The following is an 18911-nucleotide window of genomic DNA, read 5'->3' on the forward strand; positions in this document are numbered from 1 at the left end:
CTCAACCGCGCTGCGCCTCCGCCTCTTCATGGGCATGGCGCAGCCGCTCGCGGCTATTGGTCAGGTGCAAGCGCATCGCCGCCCTCGCCGCATCCGAATCCTGGCGGGCAATCGCCTCATAAATCTCTTCGTGTTCGCGGCTCAGGCGCCCCATGTAGTGCTGGTGGTCATCATGGGCCAGGCGTGCCGAGTTCAGGCGCGTACGCGGGATGATGCTGGTGCCCAGGTGGGTCATGATGTCGGTGAAGTAGCGGTTGCCGGTGGACAACGCAATTTCCAGGTGGAATGCGAAGTCCGAGGCCACCGCATCACCGGCGTGCGCCGCGCTTTCATTCAGGGCATCGAGGGCCGCGCGCATGGCGGCCAGCTGTTCATCGCTACGGCGCAGTGCGGCCAGCCCGGCAGATTCCACTTCCAGGCTGATACGCAGTTCGAGAATCGCCAGCACGTCACGCAAAGTGACTACCGTAGCCGGATCGATGCGAAAGCCGCTCGGGCTCGGCGTGTCGAGCACAAAGGTGCCGATACCATGACGGGTTTCCACCTGCCCCGCCGCCTGCAAGCGGGAGATGGCCTCGCGGACCACGGTGCGGCTGACGCCATGGGCGTCCATGATCGCCGATTCGGTGGGCAGCTTGTCGCCACGTTTGAGTTGACCATCACGGATCTGCTCGGACAGCACCGTGACCAATTCCTGGGCAAGGCTGCGGCGCTTGCGGGGAAGACGAGGGGCGGTGCTGGCGTTTTCCATGTGGAATCATCTATCTCGGTGGACTAAAACAGCATCATAGCCCATGGCGGTTGTACGATCACCGTTTGTACCGCACTTTCATGTACAAGCGGGCAGCTTTCAGCTCCCGCCGTATAGGGCTCCCGTGAAAAGGGGGGTCAAATTCGAACATAACGCGTGGCTACTTCACGCCTGGGTCTTAGTGCCAAACGTTCTCGCCCACCTGGCAATTATGACAGCAGACGGTTTTCCATCCCTGTAGCAGAGTAAAGCCTGTTCCAGCAAACAGGTGACGGGTGATGAAACGCACAGGCTGGTATTGCACAACGATTGTCTGGCTGCTGGCATGCGCCGTCCACGCTGCACCGCCGAGTGTGCGCAATGGCGGTGGCGAAGACATCCTGCTGCAGGGTTTCCATTGGAACTCCAGCCGCAATGCCCCGCAGAAATGGTATGAGGTGCTGGCACAAATGGCCCCCACTATCGGCCAGGACGGCTTCACCAAAATCTGGCTGCCGCCCGCCTGGACCGATCAATCCAGTTGGAGCGACGCGGCGTCGGGAACGTCCGGCGGCGGTGAAGGTTACTTCTGGAGCGACTTCGACAAGAACAGCCAATACGGCAGTGACAGCCAGCTCAAACAGGCGGTCGCCGCCCTGGCAGGTGCCGGCGTGCAAGCGATATACGACGTGGTGCCTAACCATATGAACGACAAGCTGCCAAGTAAACAGATACGCTTTCCCAGGGGGCTCAAGCTGTGGCGCGATGACTGCACAGCACCCGTGGTCTGTGATGAGGGCGACGCGTTCATGAGCGGCTCGGCCGACCTCAACACAAGCAACTCGGAAGTCTCGCAGCGCTTCATGCAGGAATTCAGGAACCTGCGGGACAACTACAGCGCCAAAGGCTTGCGCTTCGATTTTGTGCGCGGCTACGCGCCGGGGCGGGTCGATGTGTGGATGAAAAACTTTGGTGACCAAGCGTTCTGCGTCGGCGAGCTGTGGAAAGCCCCCGGCGAATATCCGGCGAACGACTGGCGTAGCCAGGCCAGTTGGCAGGATGCGTTGAAAGACTGGTCGGATCGGTCCCACTGCAGCGTGTTCGATTTCGCCCTCAAGGAGCGCATGCAAAATGGCAGCTTGGCCGAGTGGCGTCATGGCTTGAATGGCAATCCCGAACCGACATGGCGGCAGGTCGCGGTGACCTTTGTCGACAACCACGACACCGGTTATTCGCCAGGGCAATACGGCGGCCAGCACCATTGGCCCCTTGCCGACCCGCAACGCAATATCGCCTATGCCTATATCCTCCTGAGCCCGGGTACGCCGACTGTGTATTGGCCCGACATGTACGACTGGGGCCGGGGCGACCTGATCCGCGAGCTGATCAGCCTGCGCAAGGACGCCGGCATCAGGGCCGATTCACCCATCAGTTTCCAGACCCACTATTCCGGATTGGTGGCCACCCTCCAAGGCAGCCGCAAGCGCCTGCTGATCGCCTTGGATTCCGACCTTTCCAAGGTGCCTGACGGCTTCAGCCCGGCCCTGTTTGCGGACGGGCAGCGCATCCGCTCGTGGCAGGCCGCCCCGGCACCTTCCGACACCACGACCACCTTGCACTGCGACAACGCCAGGCCGGAGCTCGGCCAGGCAGTCTACGCAGTGGGGTCGCCTATCGAACTCGGCGCCTGGGACCCGGCCCACGCTATCGCACTGCAATCCGGCGCATCCAATCGCTGGAGCGGCACTGTCGTGTGGCCGACGCAGCAACAGATCAAATGGAAATGCCTGATCCGCAGCCTGAGCAATGTCAACGAGGTCTACTGGCAAGGCGGCGTCGACAATCAGTTCACCACGGGGGCCGCCAGCGAAACAGCGGGGAGTTTTTGACAAAAAAATGCCCCGGCAGAGCCGAGGCATTTTTTAACGCAGGCCCGAAGACTTACGCACTTTACTTCACCACTTTCAGGCTCGGCCGACCGCTTGGACGCGGTGGCTCGGTATCCGGTGGCGGCACATCATCGCCGTCTTCGCTTTCAATCGCTTCGTCGTCCTCGAAAGGCGACTCCAGATCGAACACCATGCCTTGGCCGTTCTCCCGGGCATAGATGCCGAGGATAGCGCCAATCGGCACGAACAGCGTATGCGGCACACCGCCGAAACGTCCTTCGAAGCTGACCGCTTCATTGTCCATGTGCAGGTGGCGCACGGCGCTGGGTGATACGTTCAACACAATCTGCCCGTCACTGGCAAACCCCTGCGGTACCTGAACCGCAGGAAATTCGGAATTGACCAGCATGTGCGGGGTGCAATCGTTATCCACAATCCACTCATAGAGCGCGCGGACCAGGTAAGGTCGACTGGAGTTCATCAACGGCTCCTTAAGCCTTAGCGCATATCGCGTTCGACACCAGACAGACTTGCCTGGAAAGCCTCACGCGCAAACTGGCGCTCCATGTAATCAAGCAACGGCTTGGCCGGCCGTGGCAGTTCAATGCCCAGAATCGGCAAGCGCCAGAGTATGGGTAATAGGCAGCAATCCACCAAGCTTTGTTCCTCACTGAGGAAAAAAGGTTTATCGGCGAACAACGGCGAAACACCGGTCAGGCTCTCGCGCAATTCCTTGCGCGCCTGCACCCGAGCGGCTTCTTTGCTGCGGGTATCCAGGATCAAATCCACCAGCCCGCACCAATCTCGCTGGATCCGATGGATCAGCAGGCGGCTGTTGGCACGGGCCACCGGATATACCGGCAACAAAGGCGGATGCGGGTAACGCTCATCCAGATATTCCATCACCACGGTTGACTCCCACAACGCCAGGTCACGATCGACCAGGGTGGGCAAGCTGCCGTAAGGGTTCACTTCGATCAGTTTCGGCGGATGACGACCCGCCTCCACACTGATGATCTCGGCGCTGACACCCTTCTCTGCGAGTACGATGCGTACTCGGTGGGAATAGTGGTCGGCGGGGTCGGAGTAACAGGCCAACCGATTGGTCACGCCCATGGCGGTCCTCCTCGCTTGTTGAAATTATGGAAAGCTCAAAAACGAGCGCGCCCAGAAAGCATCTCTGCAGCCTCTGGAAAGTCCAGATCGCTGCGGGTTAGAGATGCCGCTGGGCGCGCAAGATTAACAGCAATTGCTTACGGTTGGATCAATGCACATCCTTCCAGTATTCGCGCTTAAGCAGATAAGCGAATACGAAGAAGAAAGCCAGGTACAGCAAGACATACGTCCCGATGCGCTGGTGTTGCAGTTTGACCGGGTTGGCCGAATAGGCCAGGAAGGTCACCAGATTCTTGACCTTCTCGTCAAACTGCTCGTCAGTCAACGAACCAGGGGTTTCTATCTTCAGTTGATCGCACGCTTCATGAGTCAAAGGCGTACCGGTCAACGGATCATATTGCTTCTTGCCGTCTTCGACGACCTGAACCTGCTTGCATCCTACCACTTGCTTGCCTTGCAGGCCGACCAGAACGTTAGGCATGCCGACGTTCGGGAACACACGGTTGTTCACGCCATAAGGGCGCGCCGGGTCCTCGTAGAAGGATTTCAGGTAGCCGTAGAGCCAGTCGGTGCCGCGTACACGTGCCACCAGCGTCAAGTCAGGCGGTGCTGCGCCGAACCAGGTCTTGGCGTCGGCAGGCTTCATGCCGATATTCATGTGGTCGCCGATCTTGGCACCGGTGAACACCAGCTTCTCCAGCATCATTTCATGGGGGATACCGAGGTCATCGGCCACCCGCTCATAACGCTGGAACTTGGCACTGTGGCAGCCCATGCAGTAGTTGGCGAACGTACGCGCGCCGTCTTGCATAGCCGCCTTGTCAGACACGTCGATATCGACTTTTTCCAGTTCCGGGCCGCCGTGCTCGGCAGCGAAGGACAGTAGCGGCAGCGCCGCAAGCATCAATGCAACGAATAATTTTTTCATCAGCCAGTCACCCTTTCCGGAACCGGTTTGGTCTTCTCGAGCCGGGTGTAGAACGGCATCAGAATGAAGTAGGCGAAGTACAGGAAGGTGCAGACCTGCGACAGCAGCGTACGCTCCGGGGTCGGCGCCAATACGCCCAACACGCCCAGAATCACGAATGCAATGCAGAACACCCACAGCCAGATTTTGCTCAGCCAGCCTTTGTAGCGCATGGACTTGACCGGGCTTCGGTCGAGCCACGGCAACACGAACAGCACCGCAATGGCCGCGCCCATGGCGATGACGCCCATGAGTTTGTCGGGGATCGCCCGCAAGATCGCGTAGAACGGCGTGAAGTACCAGACCGGGGCAATGTGCTCAGGTGTCTTGAAGGCGTTCGCCTGTTCGAAGTTAGGCTTCTCGAGGAAATAACCACCCATCTCCGGGAAAAAGAACACGATCGAGCAGAACACGAAGAGGAACACGACCACGCCGACAATGTCTTTCACGGTGTAGTACGGGTGGAACGGGATGCCATCCAGCGGGATGCCGTTCTCGTCCTTATGCTTCTTGATGTCCACGCCGTCCGGGTTGTTGGAACCCACTTCGTGCAGCGCCAGGATGTGCAGCACCACCAGGCCCAGGATCACAATGGGCAGCGCCACGACGTGCAGGGCGAAGAAGCGGTTCAGGGTGATGCCGGAGATCAGGTAGTCACCGCGGATCCACTGGGTCAGGTCGTTGCCGATGACCGGGATCGCACCGAACAGCGAGATGATCACCTGGGCGCCCCAGTACGACATCTGGCCCCATGGCAGCAGGTAGCCCATGAAGGCTTCCGCCATCAGCGCCAGGTAGATCAGCATGCCGAACACCCACACCAGCTCCCGTGGCTTCTGGTACGAACCGTAGAGCAAACCACGGAACATGTGCAGGTAGACCACGATAAAGAACGCTGAAGCGCCGGTGGAGTGCAGCAGGCGCAGGATCGAGCCGTACTCGACGTCACGCATGATGTATTCGACGGAGGCAAACGCCTCTTCCGCCGACGGGGTGTAGCTCATCGTCAGCCAGACACCGGTGACGATCTGGTTGACCAGCACCAGCAGTGCCAGGGAGCCAAAGAAGTAGAAGAAGTTGAAGTTCTTCGGGGCGTAATACTTGCTGAGATGGTCTTCCCACATTTTAGTGGCGGGGAAGCGTGCATCGACCCAATCCATGAACTTGCTCATCACGCGTTCTCCTTATCGAGGCCAATGACAATGAGGTCGTCAGTTTCGTAGGTATGCGGAGGCACGGGCAGGTTCAAGGGAGCAGGCTGGGACTTATAGACGCGTCCCGCCAGATCGTAGTGGGAGCCGTGGCAGGGGCAGAAATAACCACCGACCCAGTCTTTACCCAGATCGACTGGAGCAACTTCCGGGCGGAAGGTGGGCGAGCATCCCAAGTGGGTACACAGGCCGACCAGCAGCAGAATCTCTGGCTTGATCGAACGTGCTTCGTTTTTGGCGTAGGCGGGTTGGTCGGATTTCTCAGATTTGGGGTCAGACAGCTGGCCTTCGATCTTTTTCAGATTTCCCAGGATTTCCTCCGTACGACGAACAATGAATACCGGCTGGCCGCGCCACTCAGCAATCATCTGCTGGCCTGGTTCGATCTTGCTGATATTCACCTTCACCGGTGCACCTGCGGCTTTCGCCTTGGCACTGGGAAACCATGACCCCACGAACGGGACCGCAGCCCCCACCGCTCCTGCAGCACCCACCACGGATGTGGCTGCTACCAAGAAGCGACGCCGGCCTGCATTCACGCCGTCATTGCTCATTCAGTCCTCTCCCATCAGCTTTTTGGCCTGTTAAATCAGGCGTCTACTAAGTATTAAATCTGAACTTATAAAAATTTTGCCGAATGGTAATGAAAAGCCCCACGTCTGACAAGGGAATTGCCCGGGGCTCCGCCTCCAGGCCTTGTAGTATAGGGGGTCTACGGATGTGGCAAGTTGTCACGGTGAAAAATGTGCATAAATCGCAGGCAATAAAAAACGCCCAGCTCCGTAAGGAGGCTGGGCGTTTTTGTGGAACGTAAAGCGAATTAACGCTTCGAGTACTGCGGACGCTTACGCGCTTTACGCAGACCGACTTTCTTACGTTCAACTTCACGGGCATCGCGAGTCACGAAGCCAGCTTTGCGCAGAGCGCCACGCAGGGTTTCGTCGTACTGCATCAGAGCGCGAGTGATACCGTGGCGGATTGCGCCAGCTTGACCACTTACACCGCCACCGATAACGGTGACGTAGATGTCGAACTTTTCAACAGTCTCGGTCAATTCCAGCGGCTGACGAACTACCATGCGGGCAGTTTCGCGACCGAAGAAGTTATCCAGAGTGCGGTTGTTGATCGAGATGTTACCAGTGCCCGGACGCAGGAAAACGCGTGCGGTTGCGGTTTTGCGACGGCCAGTGCCGTAATTTTGAGTCGCCGACATAATGAACTATTCCGTTAAAACTTCAGTTCTTGGGGCTGCTGAGCAGCATGAGGGTGTACAGCGCCCGCATAGACTTTCAGCTTGCGAAACATATCGCGACCCAGTGGGCCCTTCGGCAGCATGCCTTTGACCGCGATTTCGATCGGGGCTTCAGGCTTCTTGGAGATCAGGCCTTCAAAGTTGGAAGACTTGATACCGCCTGGGAAACCGGAGTGACGGTAGTACATTTTGTCTTGCGCTTTGTTGCCGGTAACACGTACCTGCTCAGCGTTGATGATCACGATGTAGTCACCGGTGTCAACGTGAGGGGTGTACTCAGGCTTGTGCTTGCCACGCAGACGGCTGGCGACTTCAGTGGCCAGACGACCCAGGGTCTGACCAGCGGCGTCGACGACAAACCAGTCGCGCTGAACTGTTTCCGGTTTTGCAGTAAAAGTTGTCATTCTTTAATAGCCTCAGGGGCCGCCCTGTAAATTAGACGGCGGATCTTACTGAATAGTGCTTACTTTGACAAGTCAAAGGCAGCCGGATACAGACGCTATCGGGGGCTCGGGTCGGCGCGTCCGTTCAACGGCAAGATTCTTCGGCAGGCGGCGCATCACTTCCACTGCAGAAAGAGGTGGGCAATTATGCAGATTGCGAAAAAAAATTCAACCTGCTTTTATGATTGTTTTCCCTGAAGGAGTACCCGATGGATTATCGACAGCTGGGCCGTACGGATCTGAACGTGAGCGCGATAGCCCTGGGCACCATGACCTGGGGCGAGCAAAACAGCGAGGCAGAGGCCTTCGCGCAGATCGAAAGGGCCAAGGCGGCGGGGATCAACTTCCTCGACACCGCAGAAATGTACCCGGTGCCGCCCAAGGCCGACACCTATGCCACCACCGAGCGTTACATCGGTAATTACTTCAAAAGCCGCGGTGACCGCGGCGACTGGATCCTTGCCAGCAAGATCGCCGGCCCCGGCAACACCATCGACTACATCCGCGACGGCCACCTGCGCCACAACCGCAAGCACATCGTCGAGGCACTGGACGCCAGCCTCAAGCGCCTGCAAACCGACTGGATCGACCTCTACCAGTTGCACTGGCCGGAGCGCAGCACCAACTTCTTCGGCCAACTGAGCTACAAGCACAAGGACGAAGACGACCTCACCCCACTGGAGGAAACCCTCGAAGCCCTGGACGAGCAGGTCAAGGCCGGCAAGATCCGCCATATCGGCCTGTCCAATGAAACCCCGTGGGGCACCATGAAATTCCTGGCCCTGGCCGAAGCCCGTGGCTGGCCCCGCGCGGTATCGATCCAGAACCCCTACAACCTGCTCAACCGCAGCTTTGAAGTGGGCCTGGCCGAGGTGGCCATCCGTGAGCAATGCGGCCTGCTGGCTTACTCGCCCCTGGCGTTCGGCATGCTCAGTGGCAAGTACGAAGGTGGCGCACGCCCGGCCAAGGCGCGCCTGACGGAGTACAGCCGCTTCAGCCGCTACTTCAACCCGCAGTCGGAGGCGGCCTGCAGCCGTTACGTGGCACTGGCGCGGGAGCATGGCCTGGATCCGGCGCAGATGGCGTTGGCGTTTGTGACCCAACAGCCGTTCGTGACCAGCAACATTATTGGCGCAACGTCGCTGGAGCAACTGGACAGCAACATCGCCAGTGCTGATCTGAAACTGTCGAAAGAGGTGTTGGAAGGGATTGAGGCGATTCAGAAGGATCATCCGAATCCTGCGCCTTGATTGATCTGTAGACCGCTATCGGGGGCTTGCCCCCGATGACGCATTCAAGACCCGCAAAAATCAAAGCGCCCGCGCAATGATCTCCTTCATGATCTCGTTGGTCCCCGCATAAATCCGCTGCACCCGCGCATCCGCCCACGCCCGCGCAATCGGGTATTCCCACATGAAGCCGTAGCCGCCGTGCAACTGCACGCACTCATCCAGCACCTTGCATTGCAGGTCCGTGGCCCAGTACTTGGCCATCGCGGCAGTGGGCACATCCAGCTTGCCTTCCAGGTGCAGCGCCATGCATTTGTCGACGAATACGCGGCCGATCTGAATCTCCGTGGCCATCTCCGCCAGCTTGAAACGGGTGTTCTGGAAGTCGGCAATCGCCTTGCCGAACGCCTTGCGCTCACGGGTGTATTCCAAGGTCCACTGCAACGCCGCCTCGGCAGATGACAGCGCGCCAATTGCCACCGTCAGCCGCTCCTGGGGCAACTCCTGCATCAAGTAGGCGAAGCCCATACCCGCCTGGCCCAGCAGGTTTTCCTTGGGCACCCGCACGTCCTGGAAGAACAGCTCCGAGGTGTCCTGGGCCTTCATGCCGACCTTCTCCAGGCGCTTGCCCTTGGCGAAGCCGGGCGTATCGGCCTCCACCAGAAACAGGCTGGTGCCCTTGGCACCGGCCTTGGGATCGGTCTTGGCGACCACGATCACCAGCTCAGCCAGGTACCCGTTGGTGATAAAGGTCTTGGAACCATTGATCACGTACTCATCACCGTCCAGCACGGCGGTGGTCTTGACCCCTTGCAAGTCGGACCCGGCACCCGGCTCGGTCATGGCGATGGCCGTGACCATCTCACCGGAGATCAACTTGGGCAGGTACTTGTGCTTCAGCGCTTCACTGCCGTAATGCAGGATGTAGGGCGCGACAATGTCCGAATGCAGGGAAAAGCCAATGCCGGTCAGGCCCAGGCGGCTGATCTCTTCGATCACTACCGCGCTGTAGAGAAAGTCCGCGCCCAGCCCGCCGTACTCCTCCGGCAGATGGGAACACAACATCCCCGCCTCCCCCGCCTTGCTCCACAGGTTACGGTCGATATAGCCCTGCTTCTCCCATTGCCCGTGAAACGATGCAGCGTCTTTTTCAAGAAAGGTGCGCACGCTCTGGCGGAAGAGTTCGTGCTCCGGGCTGAACAAGGTTCTCGGAATCATGGGTCACCTGCGTGGATTGTCGGACAAGGACGAGCCCACAGAGCCTATGCCCCGATGGCGTCACAGGACACTGGACACATGCGACAAAAAATAAGACGATCCAGCCGTCTGGTGACCACTTTCCCCTATAAGAATAAATGAAATTATGTCTAACCAAATCTCCACGCCGTTGCGGCGCGTCAGCATTTTGGCCATTGATCGGGTATTCGCTTCAACCCTGATGCAAGCCAAGGATTTCTTCCATCTCGCCAGCCTGCGTTATGGCAAACAGCAAGGCCTGGGCCTGACCCCAGCGTTCGAAACGCGCCTGGTGAGCCCCGACGGAAAATCGGTGCGCAGCTTCAGTGATGTGATCATGCCGGTGGACGGCGGCCTGGAAGACGCCGACATCATTGTGCTTCCTGCCTTCTGGGATGACTTCGATGCCCTGTGCGCGCGCTACCCGCAAGTGCTGCCATGGCTGCGCGAACAGCATGCACGGGGCGCGGTACTCTGCGGCGAAGCCACCGGGGTGTTCTGGCTGGCCGAAGCCGGCCTGCTCGACGGCAAGGAGGCGACCACCTACTGGCGTTTCTTCAACGCCTTCAGCGAACGCTTCCCCAAGGTCCAGCTCAACCAGGACAAGCACCTCACCGACGCCGACAACCTGTATTGCGCCGGCGGCACCACCTCGGCGTGCGACCTGTATATCTACCTGATCGAACGTTTCTGCGGCGCCAACATCGCCCAGGCCGTGGCCCGCGACATCCTCTACGAAGTGCAGCGCAGCTATTCACCCGGGCGTATCGGTTTTGGCGGCCAGAAGCTGCACCAGGACGTGATCATCCTGCAGATCCAGCATTGGCTCGAGGAGCACTTCGCCGACAAATTCCGCTTCGAAGACGTCGCCCGGGAACACGGCATGAGCATCCGCAACTTCATGCGCCGCTTCCAGACCGCCACCGGCGACAAGCCGCTGCACTACCTGCAACGGCTGCGTATCGAGACGGCCAAGGGCCTGCTCTCGGGCAGCCGCAAGAGCATCAAGACCATCAGTTATGAGGTGGGTTACGACGATGCGAGTTTCTTTGCGCGGTTGTTCAGGCAGCACACGGAGCTGTCACCGAACCAGTACCGCCAGCAGTTCCAACAGGCTGCGTAAGCAAATGTGGGAGGGGGCTTGCTCCCGATAGCGGTGGATCAGTCAGTGCATCTGTTACTGAAAGACCGCTGTCGGGGGCAAGCCCCCTCCCACACTTGACCTACATCGGTCTTAGGGTTTGTGTCCGCGCGACAGGAACTCGTGGGACTGCATTTCGAGTAGGCGGCTCAGGGTGCGCTGGAATTCGAAGTTCAGGCGCCCGCCGGTATACAGATCCTTGAGTTCGACTTCGGCCGAGATGATCAACTTGACGTTACGGTCGTAGAACTCGTCGACCATGTTGATAAACCGCCGGGCGATGTCGTCGGTGGTGACGCTCATCTGCTCCACGCCGCTGAGGATCACCGCGTGGAAGATCTTGCCCAGTTCGATGTAGTCGTTCTGGCTGCGCGGGCCGTCGCACAGTTGGCGGAATTCGAACCAGGCCACGTCATCGCAGGTACGCAGGGCGATGATTTCGCGGTTCTCGATCATCAGCTTGTCGTTTTCCACCGCCTGGGTGCATTCCGGCGTAAGGGCGCGGAAGCTTTTGCGCAGGCTTTCGTGCGCCGCTTCGTTCAGCGGGAAGTGGAACAACTCCGCTTGCTCGAGGTGACGCAGGCGGTAGTCGACGCCGCTGTCGACGTTGACGATCTCGGTGTTCTGCTTGATCAGCGCGATGGCCGGCAGGAAGCGCGCGCGCTGCAGGCCGTCCTTGTACAAGCCGTCGGGCACGATGTTCGAGGTGGCGACCAGGGTCACGCCGTTCTTGAACAACTCTTCCATCAGGGTGCCGAGGATCATGGCATCGGTGATATCGGAGACGAAGAATTCATCGAAGCAGATGACCCGCGCTTCATCGGAAAAACGCTTGGCGATGATGGTCAGCGGGTTTTTCTCACCCGGCAGGGTCTTCATCTCTTCGTGCACGCGCTTCATGAAGCGGTGGAAGTGTGTCCGTACCTTTTCCTTGAACGGCAGTGCCTCAAAGAACGTATCGACCAGGTAGGTCTTGCCCCGGCCCACGCCGCCCCAGAAATACAGGCCCTTGACCGGCACGTGGTCTTTCTTGCCGAACAGCTTGCTGAGCATCCCCGGCTTGCTTTGCGAGGCCGCAACCAGGTCGTCGTACAGGCGCTGCAAATGACGCACCGCCGTTTCCTGGGCCGCGTCATGGAAGAATTCAGGGCGTTTCAGATCAGCTTGGTATCGTTCTAGGGGCGTCATAATTTCGTTAGCAAGGCAACAAAAACGGGCCGTCACTGTAACGACGGCCCTGGATAATGGCAATCAACCCTTGGTCGGGTTAATCCTCGATTGGGGTCAACGCGATGCGCAAGGCTTCGATGGCGGCATCACGGGATGCGGCATCGGCGAACTCGGCGCTGTCGGCCACTGCGGCGCCGTCCAGCCATACGCTGAAGCTAAGGGCTTCGCTGCGTACGTCCAGCGCAGCGCCACTTTGCAGTTGCTTGGTCACCGCGCCGGCCGCCTTGCCATCGGCAAAATTGCGCGACAGCAGCAGCTGCTCGCCATCGGCGGCCAACAGGCGGAAGCGGAAGCTGCCGTCGTCTTCACGGAAGCTCACGAAACGCGCGGCTTTCGCGGCTTTCTTCTTGGTCGCGACCGGCGCCGCAGCCTGGTTGACGAACGAACGCAGGCCCACCGCTTCACGCAACTCGGCCAGGAATGGCGCGGCCACGGCACGGGCTTTCCTGGCGCCGACCTGCAACAGGTCCTCCATGTCCGACGGGCGTGACATCAACTGGTGGTAACGCTCGCGCGCTTCGCCGAGCTGACCATCAAGCAGCTGGAACAGACGGTTCTTCGCCTCGCCCCAGCCCAGGCCTTGCAGCAGGTCGACGCGGAACGCTTCTTCCTGGGCCTTGCTGGCAAACGCCTGGTAGAGGGTGAACAGGTGCGAGTTGTCCGGATCCTTGGGTTCGCCGGGCGCGCGGGAGTCGGTGACGATCCGCGAGATGGCGTCTTTCATGTCCTTGGCGCTGGTGAACAACGGGATGGTGTTGTCGTAGCTCTTGGACATCTTGCGGCCATCCAGGCCCGGCAAGGTGGCAACGCTTTCTTCGATTAACGCCTCGGGCATGGTGAAGAATTCTTTACCGTTGCCGAACAGGTGGTTGAAGCGCTGGCCGATGTCGCGGGCCATTTCCACGTGCTGGATCTGGTCGCGGCCCACCGGCACCTTGTGCGCGTTGAACATCAGGATGTCCGCCGCCATCAGCACCGGGTAGCTGTACAGGCCCATGGTGATGCCCGCATCCGGGTCTTCGCCGGTCTCCACGTTCTTGTCCACCGAGGCCTTGTAGGCATGGGCGCGGTTGAGCAGGCCCTTGGCGGCGACGCAGGTCAGCAGCCAGGTCAGCTCGGGGATTTCCGGGATGTCGGACTGACGATAGAAGGTCACCCGGTTCACATCCAGGCCACCGGCCAGCCAGGTCGCCGCGATTTCCATACGCGAACGCTGGATGCGCTGCGGGTCATCGCATTTGATCAGGGCGTGGTAGTCGGCCAGGAAGTAGAAGGAGTCGGCATTGGCATCCTGGCTGGCCAGGATCGCCGGGCGGATCGCACCGGCGTAGTTGCCCAGGTGCGGCGTGCCGGTGGTGGTGATGCCGGTGAGGATACGGGTACGAGTCGTCATGGGTAATCGCTTATCAGACTGCTATCAATTCGAGAGGCGCGGCAGCACCAGATCCTTGAGATCGGTGAGCTTGCCATGAAAAAAGTGCCCGCATTCTGCCACTTTCAGCAGCTCATGGGGGCGTTTCAAGGCGGCGGACCAGTCGTAGACGGTTTGCGGGTCGACCACTTCGTCGGTTTCCGGCTGGATCAGGGTCAACGGGCAGCTGTGGGGCAGCACATCGGTATCGCGCAGGCGCATCACCGCCGCGGCGACCATAAACAGGTGCGCGAGCTTTTCGCCTTTGGCTTCCAGGCGGCCGCCGAGGCTGGCCGCCACGTAGCCGCCAAAGGAAAAACCGAGCAGGGTGATCGGCAGGTCGGGGTGTTTTTCACGCAGCCAGGTGGCAGCTGCTTCGGCATCGTCCACTTCACCGGTGCGCATGTCGTGGGTGCCGGCACTCGCGCCGACGCCACGGTAATTGAAACGCAAAGTAATCAACCCGGCATCACGAGCTGTGCGTTGCAGGGTCGAAACGACTTTATTGAGCATGGTCCCGCCCTGCACCGGATTAGGGTGGCAGATCAGCGCCAGGCCACGTGGCTCGGGGTGATCCAGGTACAGGGCTTCCAATTGGCCTACCGGGCCATCGATCAAAACGGGGGTTTCACGCATGAGCAAGGAATGAACTCCGTGACCTCTCAAAGGGTCGACTCGTCTAGCTAAAAGTCTGTGCATGGCATCATTGCGAGCTTAATCGCGGTATACAGCGCAGGTTTGAGCCGTTAACGTAAAGCAAAGCCGTTTATAGAGGAAGGACTCGTGGAACACTCGCTCTTAGTTTGGTTGTTGCCGACTCTCGCCTTGGTTGCCGGTGTCGCCATTGGATTCCTGGTTGCCCGCCTGCTGCCGAATGCCGCGCCTAACCGCACGCAGCGTCAGTTGGATGACATTCAGGAACGTTTTGACAGTTATCAGAACGAGGTTGTTACCCACTTCAACAGCACCGCGACCCTGGTCAAGAAACTCACCCAGAGCTACCAGGAAGTACAGGATCACCTCGCCGATGGCGCAAACCGCCTGGCCCTCGACGACATCACCCGCCAGCGCCTGCTGGCCGCGCTGCATTCCGATGCACCGCAAACTCCACGGGAACGCCTGACTCCCCCCCGGGAAAACCAGGAGCCGCCACGGGACTACGCGCCAAAAACGCCAAACGCCCCAGGCATGCTGGATGAGCATTACGGCTTGAAGAAGTAAGTTATTTTCAAGCAATAGAAAAGCCCGGTTGATCGCTGATCAACCGGGCTTTTTGTTGGGCACCATTCTCCAGAACAAGGGGCCTCAGGCCACAGGTTGCTCTTGAAGCCACCCACCCTCGATCCGCACATGCCGCCCATGGAAGCGCTTGAGGCTGCTGCGATGGCCGACGCTGACAATGCTCAACCCCGGCAATTCATCAATCAACGCCTGATACAACGTCGCCTCATCTTCTTCATCCATCGCCGACGTCGCCTCGTCCATGTACAGCCATTGCGGCGCGAACAACAAGGCACGGGCAAAGGCCAGGCGCTGTTGCTCGCCGGGCGAGAGCATGCGTTGCCAATGGTTGGCTTCGTCCAGGCGCTCCACCAGGTGCGGCAGGCGACAGGTTTCCAGGACCTGTGCATAACGTTCTGCCGAATAGACGCTGTCGTCCTGTGGGTAACTCAACACCGCCTTGAGTGTGCCGATCGGCAGGTAAGGCTTCTGCGGCAGGAACAGGTAACGCCTGGCCGGCAGGCGGATGCTGCCGTGACCAGCCGGCCACAGATGCCCCATGGCGCGCAGCAAGGTACTTTTGCCGCTGCCGGAACGGCCGCTGAGCATGACGCGCTGGCCCGGTTCAACGATCATGTTGGCGTCGGTCAGCAGGTGGCGACCATCCACCAGGTTCAAACCCAGGCCTTGCACCACAAGACGCTCGCCTTCAGCGCTGACGTCGATGGCAGCTGGGCGCTGCTCGTTTTCACGCATGGCCTGCTGAAAACTCAGTAGACGATCGCTGGTCGCGCGCCAGCCGGCCAGGTCGGCGTACGCGCTGATAAACCAGCTGAAGTTGCCCTGCACGTTGCCGAACGCCGAGTTGATTTGCATCAGCTCGCCCAGTTCGATCTTGCCGGAAAAGTAGCGCGGGGCAGCCACGATAAACGCAAAGACGATCGCAATCTGTTCATAGCCGGCAGTGAAGAACGTCAGGCGCTTGGACACCTTCATGATGTCCCAGTAGTTATGCCAGACCTTCCCGAACCGCGCGCTCAAACGCTGATTCTCATTGGGTTCGCCGTTGTACAGGGCGATGCTCTCGGCATTCTCCCGCACTCGTACCATGGAGAAACGCAAGTCCGCTTCGAAGCGTTGCTGCTGGTTGCTCAAGCCGATCAAACGACGACCGATCAGATGGGTCAGCCAACTGCCGACACCGGCATAGACCAATGCACACCAGAACATGTAGCCGGGGATGGTGATACCGAACACTTCAATACTGCCGGACACGCCCCACAGGATGATGGAGAACGACACCAGGCTGACCACATTGCGCAACAGCCCAAGGCCAAGACTCAGGGTGTTCAGGGTAAAGCTGTTGAGGTCTTCGGAAATCCGCTGGTCCGGGTTATCGGTGTAGCCGCCCTGCTCGAGCTGGTAGTAGTTCTTGTTGCCAAGCCAGCGGGCAAAATACTTTTCGGTGAGCCATGCACGCCAGCGAATGGTCAGCATCTGGGTGAGGTAGAGACGGTAGACCGCGCCGAGAATCGCCACCGTGGCGATACCGCAGAAGTAAACGATCTGTTGCCAGAAGGCCGCGGTGTCCTTGTTTTCCAGGGCGTTGTAGAAGTCCTTGTACCAGTGGTTGAGCCACACGGAAATGGCCACGCTGAACAGCGACAGGCCAATCACCACGGCGAGCAACAACCAGGCCTTGCCCTTCTCTTCACTTCGCCAATAAGGCGTGATCATCCCCCAGGTTCGGCGAAAAAATTGCCCACGCACAGCGTCATTGACCGCAGAGTACTCAGCGTTCTGATTCATCGTTCAGGCTCGTAGGGAGGAAGGCAGGCGTTTGAACCGATCATAGGTGATCGGTTCAGGGTTCCGTGCGGCCTGAAGCAGGCTGTTCAGCTTAGGTTCAGCGTCGTACCGGACGCTTCTGCAGCTTGCGTTGCAGGGTGCGCCGGTGCATGCCCAGGGCGCGGGCAGTGGCGGAGATATTACCTTCGTGTTCGGTGAGGACGCGCTGGATGTGTTCCCACTGCAGGCGGTCCACCGACATCGGGTTTTCCGGCACCAGGGTGTCGAGGTCGGCGTGCTCGGACAGCAACGCAGCCAACACATCGTCGGCATCCGCCGGTTTGCACAGGTAGTTGCAGGCACCGCGCTTGATGGCTTCGACAGCCGTGGCAATGCTGGAGTAACCGGTGAGGATCACCACGCGCATTTCCGGGTCGAGTTCCAGCAGCTTGGGCAACAGCACCAGGCCGGAGTCGCCATCCATTTTCAGGTCGAGCGCGGCGTAGTCCGGCAAGTCGGCCTGGGCGATGGCCAGGCCTTCTTCGGCGGAGCCCGCGGTGCTCACGCGAAAGCCGCGACGGCTCATGGCGCGCGCCATCACGCGGGTAAACGTGGCGTCATCATCTACCAGCAACAGGTGCGGCAGTTCTTCGCCTTCGACTTGGATCTCGTCACTCATCGATATCTCCTCGTGCGACACGGGGCAGGCGCAGCTCGGTGAGCGTACCGCCTTCCTCATGACTATAGAGCTTCACTGAGCCGCCCGCGCGGGTCACGCTGGCCTTGCTCAAAAACAGGCCGAGGCCGAAGCCTTTGCCCTTGGTGGTAAAGAAAGGTTTGCCGATCTGCTCGGCGATGGCCAGCGGCACGCCTGCGCCGTGGTCGCGAATGCTGATCGTCAAGTCATCCACATCCCAATCCAGCCGGACTTCCAGGCCTTCGGGGCAGGCGTCGGCGGCGTTGTTCAGTAGATTGAGCAAGGCTTGGGTCAGGTCCGGCGGTGGCGCCAGGCGCGGCACGGTCCCCTGCCCCAGCAGATGGAAACGGTAGCTGGCTTCGGGGCGCATCAGGTGCCAGCGGTTCAGGGCTTCGTCGAGCCACTGGGTCACGTCCTGCATCTCGACCGCCAGGCGGCGATTGGCTTCAGCCGCGCGTACCAGTTGCTGCAAGGTTTGCTTGCATTGCTTGACCTGTTCGCGCAGCACGCCGAGATCCTCTTGCAGCGCCGGGTCGTGATGGTCCTGGGTCATTTCGTTGAGCAGCACGCTCATGGTCGCCAGCGGCGTGCCCAATTCATGGGCCGCGCCGGCGGCCTGGGTGGCGACGGCGAGCAGTTGCTGGTCACGCAGGCCTTCTTCGCGGCGAATGGCGCGCAGTTCTTCCTGGCGGCGCAGCTCTTCGGCCATGCGCGCAGCAAAAAAAGTGATCACGGCGGCAGACAGGGCAAAGCTCAGCCACATCCCGTAGATCTGCAGGTTTTCGCGGGCGATGGGGAATGTCTGCAACGGATAGAACCGTGCCAGCAGCAGGGTGTACAGGGTCAGGGCGATACCCGACAGCACCACCGAGTAGCGCCACGGCAAGGTCACCGCAGCGATGGTCAATGGCACCAGGTAATAAGACACGAACGGGTTGGTGGAACCGCCGGAGAAATACAGCAACACACTGTGGATAAACAGGTCGCAGGCCAATTGCAGGGCGTATTCCAGCTCGGTCACCGGCCAGGTGGTGCGCAACCGAATGGCGGTAAACACACACAGCACGATGGAGAAACCCAAGGTCACGCCCAATTGCAGCCACGGCAGCGGCAGCAGGTCGAACCAATAGGCGAGCCCGACCGAACCAGCCTGCGCGGCCAGTACCAGGGTACGAATGAACGTCAGGCGCCAGAGGTTCTGGCGGGTGGCGGAAGTCAGTTTTACGGCGGCGAGCATGAGCTCTCCCGATGAGCGCTGCAGGCGGATCGGCAGGAGTATAAACGAAGCGGGCACGCTGGCATGGCGCGTGTGGCTCTTTGCCGCAGGCCGGGCGAACGACCGTTCGTCGG

Annotated in this window: 19 protein-coding genes; 4 read left to right on the top strand and 15 right to left on the bottom strand. The window is 59.8% G+C overall.

Annotated elements, in window-relative coordinates; genetic code table 11:
* Window position 1: 1 nt before the first annotated feature.
* Window positions 2-751: a FadR/GntR family transcriptional regulator gene (locus AC07OT_RS05955; RefSeq protein ID WP_053131606.1), complete on the bottom strand. Its 750-nt coding sequence runs from the start codon at window positions 749-751 to the stop codon at window positions 2-4.
* Window positions 752-1029: 278 nt separating this feature from the next.
* Here AC07OT_RS05955 and AC07OT_RS05960 point away from each other — a divergent pair, with 278 nt between their 5' ends.
* Complete coding sequence (locus tag AC07OT_RS05960; protein ID WP_495107680.1) at window positions 1030-2619, top strand: glucan 1,4-alpha-maltotetraohydrolase domain-containing protein; 1590 nt, start codon at window positions 1030-1032, stop codon at window positions 2617-2619.
* A gap of 61 nt (window positions 2620-2680) precedes the next feature.
* Here AC07OT_RS05960 and AC07OT_RS05965 read toward each other — a convergent pair whose 3' ends face one another.
* The 7 genes from AC07OT_RS05965 to rplM all read right to left on the bottom strand — a co-directional run bounded on the left by AC07OT_RS05965 (window position 2681) and on the right by rplM (window position 7569).
* Window positions 2681-3100, bottom strand: a complete 420-nt coding sequence (locus tag AC07OT_RS05965; RefSeq protein WP_090409456.1) for a ClpXP protease specificity-enhancing factor — start codon at window positions 3098-3100, stop codon at window positions 2681-2683.
* Window positions 3101-3117: 17 nt separating this feature from the next.
* On the bottom strand, window positions 3118-3735 hold the full coding sequence (locus AC07OT_RS05970; RefSeq protein WP_049710008.1) for a glutathione S-transferase N-terminal domain-containing protein: 618 nt from the start codon (window positions 3733-3735) through the stop codon (window positions 3118-3120).
* 148 nt (window positions 3736-3883) lie between these two features.
* A complete protein-coding gene (locus tag AC07OT_RS05975; protein ID WP_027604842.1) occupies window positions 3884-4663 on the bottom strand; it encodes a cytochrome c1 in 780 nt (259 codons plus the stop codon).
* Window positions 4663-5874: a cytochrome b gene (locus AC07OT_RS05980; protein WP_003171746.1), complete on the bottom strand. Its 1212-nt coding sequence runs from the start codon at window positions 5872-5874 to the stop codon at window positions 4663-4665. Before AC07OT_RS05980 ends, AC07OT_RS05975 begins: the two co-directional genes overlap by 1 nt.
* Entirely contained in the window at window positions 5874-6467 is a 594-nt protein-coding gene (gene petA, locus AC07OT_RS05985; RefSeq protein WP_027604843.1) for a ubiquinol-cytochrome c reductase iron-sulfur subunit, read from the bottom strand. The genes AC07OT_RS05980 and petA overlap by 1 nt, the downstream gene beginning before the upstream one ends.
* Before the next feature lie 266 nt (window positions 6468-6733).
* Window positions 6734-7126 (bottom strand): 30S ribosomal protein S9, encoded by a 393-nt coding sequence (gene rpsI, locus AC07OT_RS05990; RefSeq protein ID WP_003171743.1) that lies wholly within the window; start codon window positions 7124-7126, stop codon window positions 6734-6736.
* 14 nt (window positions 7127-7140) lie between these two features.
* On the bottom strand, window positions 7141-7569 hold the full coding sequence (rplM, locus tag AC07OT_RS05995) for a 50S ribosomal protein L13 (protein ID WP_003171742.1): 429 nt from the start codon (window positions 7567-7569) through the stop codon (window positions 7141-7143).
* 248 nt (window positions 7570-7817) lie between these two features.
* On the opposite strand from rplM, the gene AC07OT_RS06000 reads away from it, so the two are divergent.
* The gene (locus AC07OT_RS06000) at window positions 7818-8858 is read left to right on the top strand and encodes an NADP(H)-dependent aldo-keto reductase (protein WP_495107681.1); all 1041 of its coding nucleotides are present in this window, start codon (window positions 7818-7820) and stop codon (window positions 8856-8858) included.
* 60 nt (window positions 8859-8918) lie between these two features.
* Here AC07OT_RS06000 and AC07OT_RS06005 read toward each other — a convergent pair whose 3' ends face one another.
* Window positions 8919-10055 carry an acyl-CoA dehydrogenase family protein gene (locus tag AC07OT_RS06005; protein ID WP_495107682.1) on the bottom strand — a complete coding sequence of 379 codons (1137 nt, stop codon included), beginning with the start codon at window positions 10053-10055 and terminating at the stop codon, window positions 8919-8921.
* A gap of 220 nt (window positions 10056-10275) precedes the next feature.
* Between AC07OT_RS06005 and AC07OT_RS06010 the strand changes: the two genes are divergently transcribed.
* The gene (locus tag AC07OT_RS06010) at window positions 10276-11196 is read left to right on the top strand and encodes a GlxA family transcriptional regulator (RefSeq protein WP_177414171.1); all 921 of its coding nucleotides are present in this window, start codon (window positions 10276-10278) and stop codon (window positions 11194-11196) included.
* Between the two features lie 111 nt (window positions 11197-11307).
* Here the strand turns inward: AC07OT_RS06010 and zapE are convergent, their stop codons facing one another.
* From zapE to AC07OT_RS06025, 3 genes are all read right to left on the bottom strand, one after another.
* Complete coding sequence (zapE, locus tag AC07OT_RS06015; protein ID WP_027604847.1) at window positions 11308-12402, bottom strand: cell division protein ZapE; 1095 nt, start codon at window positions 12400-12402, stop codon at window positions 11308-11310.
* A gap of 79 nt (window positions 12403-12481) precedes the next feature.
* On the bottom strand, window positions 12482-13837 hold the full coding sequence (locus tag AC07OT_RS06020; RefSeq protein ID WP_495107683.1) for a tryptophan--tRNA ligase: 1356 nt from the start codon (window positions 13835-13837) through the stop codon (window positions 12482-12484).
* A 24-nt stretch (window positions 13838-13861) separates the two neighbouring features.
* Window positions 13862-14491, bottom strand: a complete 630-nt coding sequence (locus tag AC07OT_RS06025) for an alpha/beta hydrolase (protein ID WP_495107684.1) — start codon at window positions 14489-14491, stop codon at window positions 13862-13864.
* 147 nt (window positions 14492-14638) lie between these two features.
* Here AC07OT_RS06025 and AC07OT_RS06030 point away from each other — a divergent pair, with 147 nt between their 5' ends.
* Window positions 14639-15076, top strand: a complete 438-nt coding sequence (locus AC07OT_RS06030; RefSeq protein WP_003171734.1) for a Z-ring associated ZapG family protein — start codon at window positions 14639-14641, stop codon at window positions 15074-15076.
* A gap of 84 nt (window positions 15077-15160) precedes the next feature.
* On the opposite strand, the gene AC07OT_RS06035 is transcribed toward AC07OT_RS06030, so the two are convergent.
* The 3 genes from AC07OT_RS06035 to AC07OT_RS06045 all read right to left on the bottom strand — a co-directional run bounded on the left by AC07OT_RS06035 (window position 15161) and on the right by AC07OT_RS06045 (window position 18798).
* The gene (locus tag AC07OT_RS06035; RefSeq protein WP_115486623.1) at window positions 15161-16885 is read right to left on the bottom strand and encodes an ABC transporter ATP-binding protein/permease; all 1725 of its coding nucleotides are present in this window, start codon (window positions 16883-16885) and stop codon (window positions 15161-15163) included.
* A 97-nt stretch (window positions 16886-16982) separates the two neighbouring features.
* Window positions 16983-17543, bottom strand: coding sequence for a response regulator transcription factor (locus tag AC07OT_RS06040; protein WP_010565532.1), 561 nt, complete (start codon window positions 17541-17543; stop codon window positions 16983-16985).
* Window positions 17536-18798: an ATP-binding protein gene (locus AC07OT_RS06045; protein WP_027604851.1), complete on the bottom strand. Its 1263-nt coding sequence runs from the start codon at window positions 18796-18798 to the stop codon at window positions 17536-17538. Before AC07OT_RS06045 ends, AC07OT_RS06040 begins: the two co-directional genes overlap by 8 nt.
* Between the last annotated feature and the right edge of the window lie 113 nt (window positions 18799-18911).

This window comes from Pseudomonas sp. GW821-FHT09C10 (assembly GCF_059418085.1).

Bases quoted from the DNA above. Each gene is read 5' to 3' on its own strand.
- AC07OT_RS05955 (WP_053131606.1), bottom strand. From the start codon at position 751: ATGGAAAACGCCAGCACCGCCCCTCGTCTTCCCCGCAAGCGCCGCAGC.
- AC07OT_RS05960 (WP_495107680.1), top strand. From the start codon at position 1,030: ATGAAACGCACAGGCTGGTATTGCACAACGATTGTCTGGCTGCTGGCA.
- AC07OT_RS05965 (WP_090409456.1), bottom strand. From the start codon at position 3,100: ATGAACTCCAGTCGACCTTACCTGGTCCGCGCGCTCTATGAGTGGATT.
- AC07OT_RS05970 (WP_049710008.1), bottom strand. From the start codon at position 3,735: ATGGGCGTGACCAATCGGTTGGCCTGTTACTCCGACCCCGCCGACCAC.
- AC07OT_RS05975 (WP_027604842.1), bottom strand. From the start codon at position 4,663: ATGAAAAAATTATTCGTTGCATTGATGCTTGCGGCGCTGCCGCTACTG.
- AC07OT_RS05980 (WP_003171746.1), bottom strand. From the start codon at position 5,874: ATGAGCAAGTTCATGGATTGGGTCGATGCACGCTTCCCCGCCACTAAA.
- petA (WP_027604843.1), bottom strand. From the start codon at position 6,467: ATGAGCAATGACGGCGTGAATGCAGGCCGGCGTCGCTTCTTGGTAGCA.
- rpsI (WP_003171743.1), bottom strand. From the start codon at position 7,126: ATGTCGGCGACTCAAAATTACGGCACTGGCCGTCGCAAAACCGCAACC.
- rplM (WP_003171742.1), bottom strand. From the start codon at position 7,569: ATGACAACTTTTACTGCAAAACCGGAAACAGTTCAGCGCGACTGGTTT.
- AC07OT_RS06000 (WP_495107681.1), top strand. From the start codon at position 7,818: ATGGATTATCGACAGCTGGGCCGTACGGATCTGAACGTGAGCGCGATA.
- AC07OT_RS06005 (WP_495107682.1), bottom strand. From the start codon at position 10,055: ATGATTCCGAGAACCTTGTTCAGCCCGGAGCACGAACTCTTCCGCCAG.
- AC07OT_RS06010 (WP_177414171.1), top strand. From the start codon at position 10,276: ATGCAAGCCAAGGATTTCTTCCATCTCGCCAGCCTGCGTTATGGCAAA.
- zapE (WP_027604847.1), bottom strand. From the start codon at position 12,402: ATGACGCCCCTAGAACGATACCAAGCTGATCTGAAACGCCCTGAATTC.
- AC07OT_RS06020 (WP_495107683.1), bottom strand. From the start codon at position 13,837: ATGACGACTCGTACCCGTATCCTCACCGGCATCACCACCACCGGCACG.
- AC07OT_RS06025 (WP_495107684.1), bottom strand. From the start codon at position 14,491: ATGCGTGAAACCCCCGTTTTGATCGATGGCCCGGTAGGCCAATTGGAA.
- AC07OT_RS06035 (WP_115486623.1), bottom strand. From the start codon at position 16,885: ATGAATCAGAACGCTGAGTACTCTGCGGTCAATGACGCTGTGCGTGGG.
- AC07OT_RS06040 (WP_010565532.1), bottom strand. From the start codon at position 17,543: ATGAGTGACGAGATCCAAGTCGAAGGCGAAGAACTGCCGCACCTGTTG.
- AC07OT_RS06045 (WP_027604851.1), bottom strand. From the start codon at position 18,798: ATGCTCGCCGCCGTAAAACTGACTTCCGCCACCCGCCAGAACCTCTGG.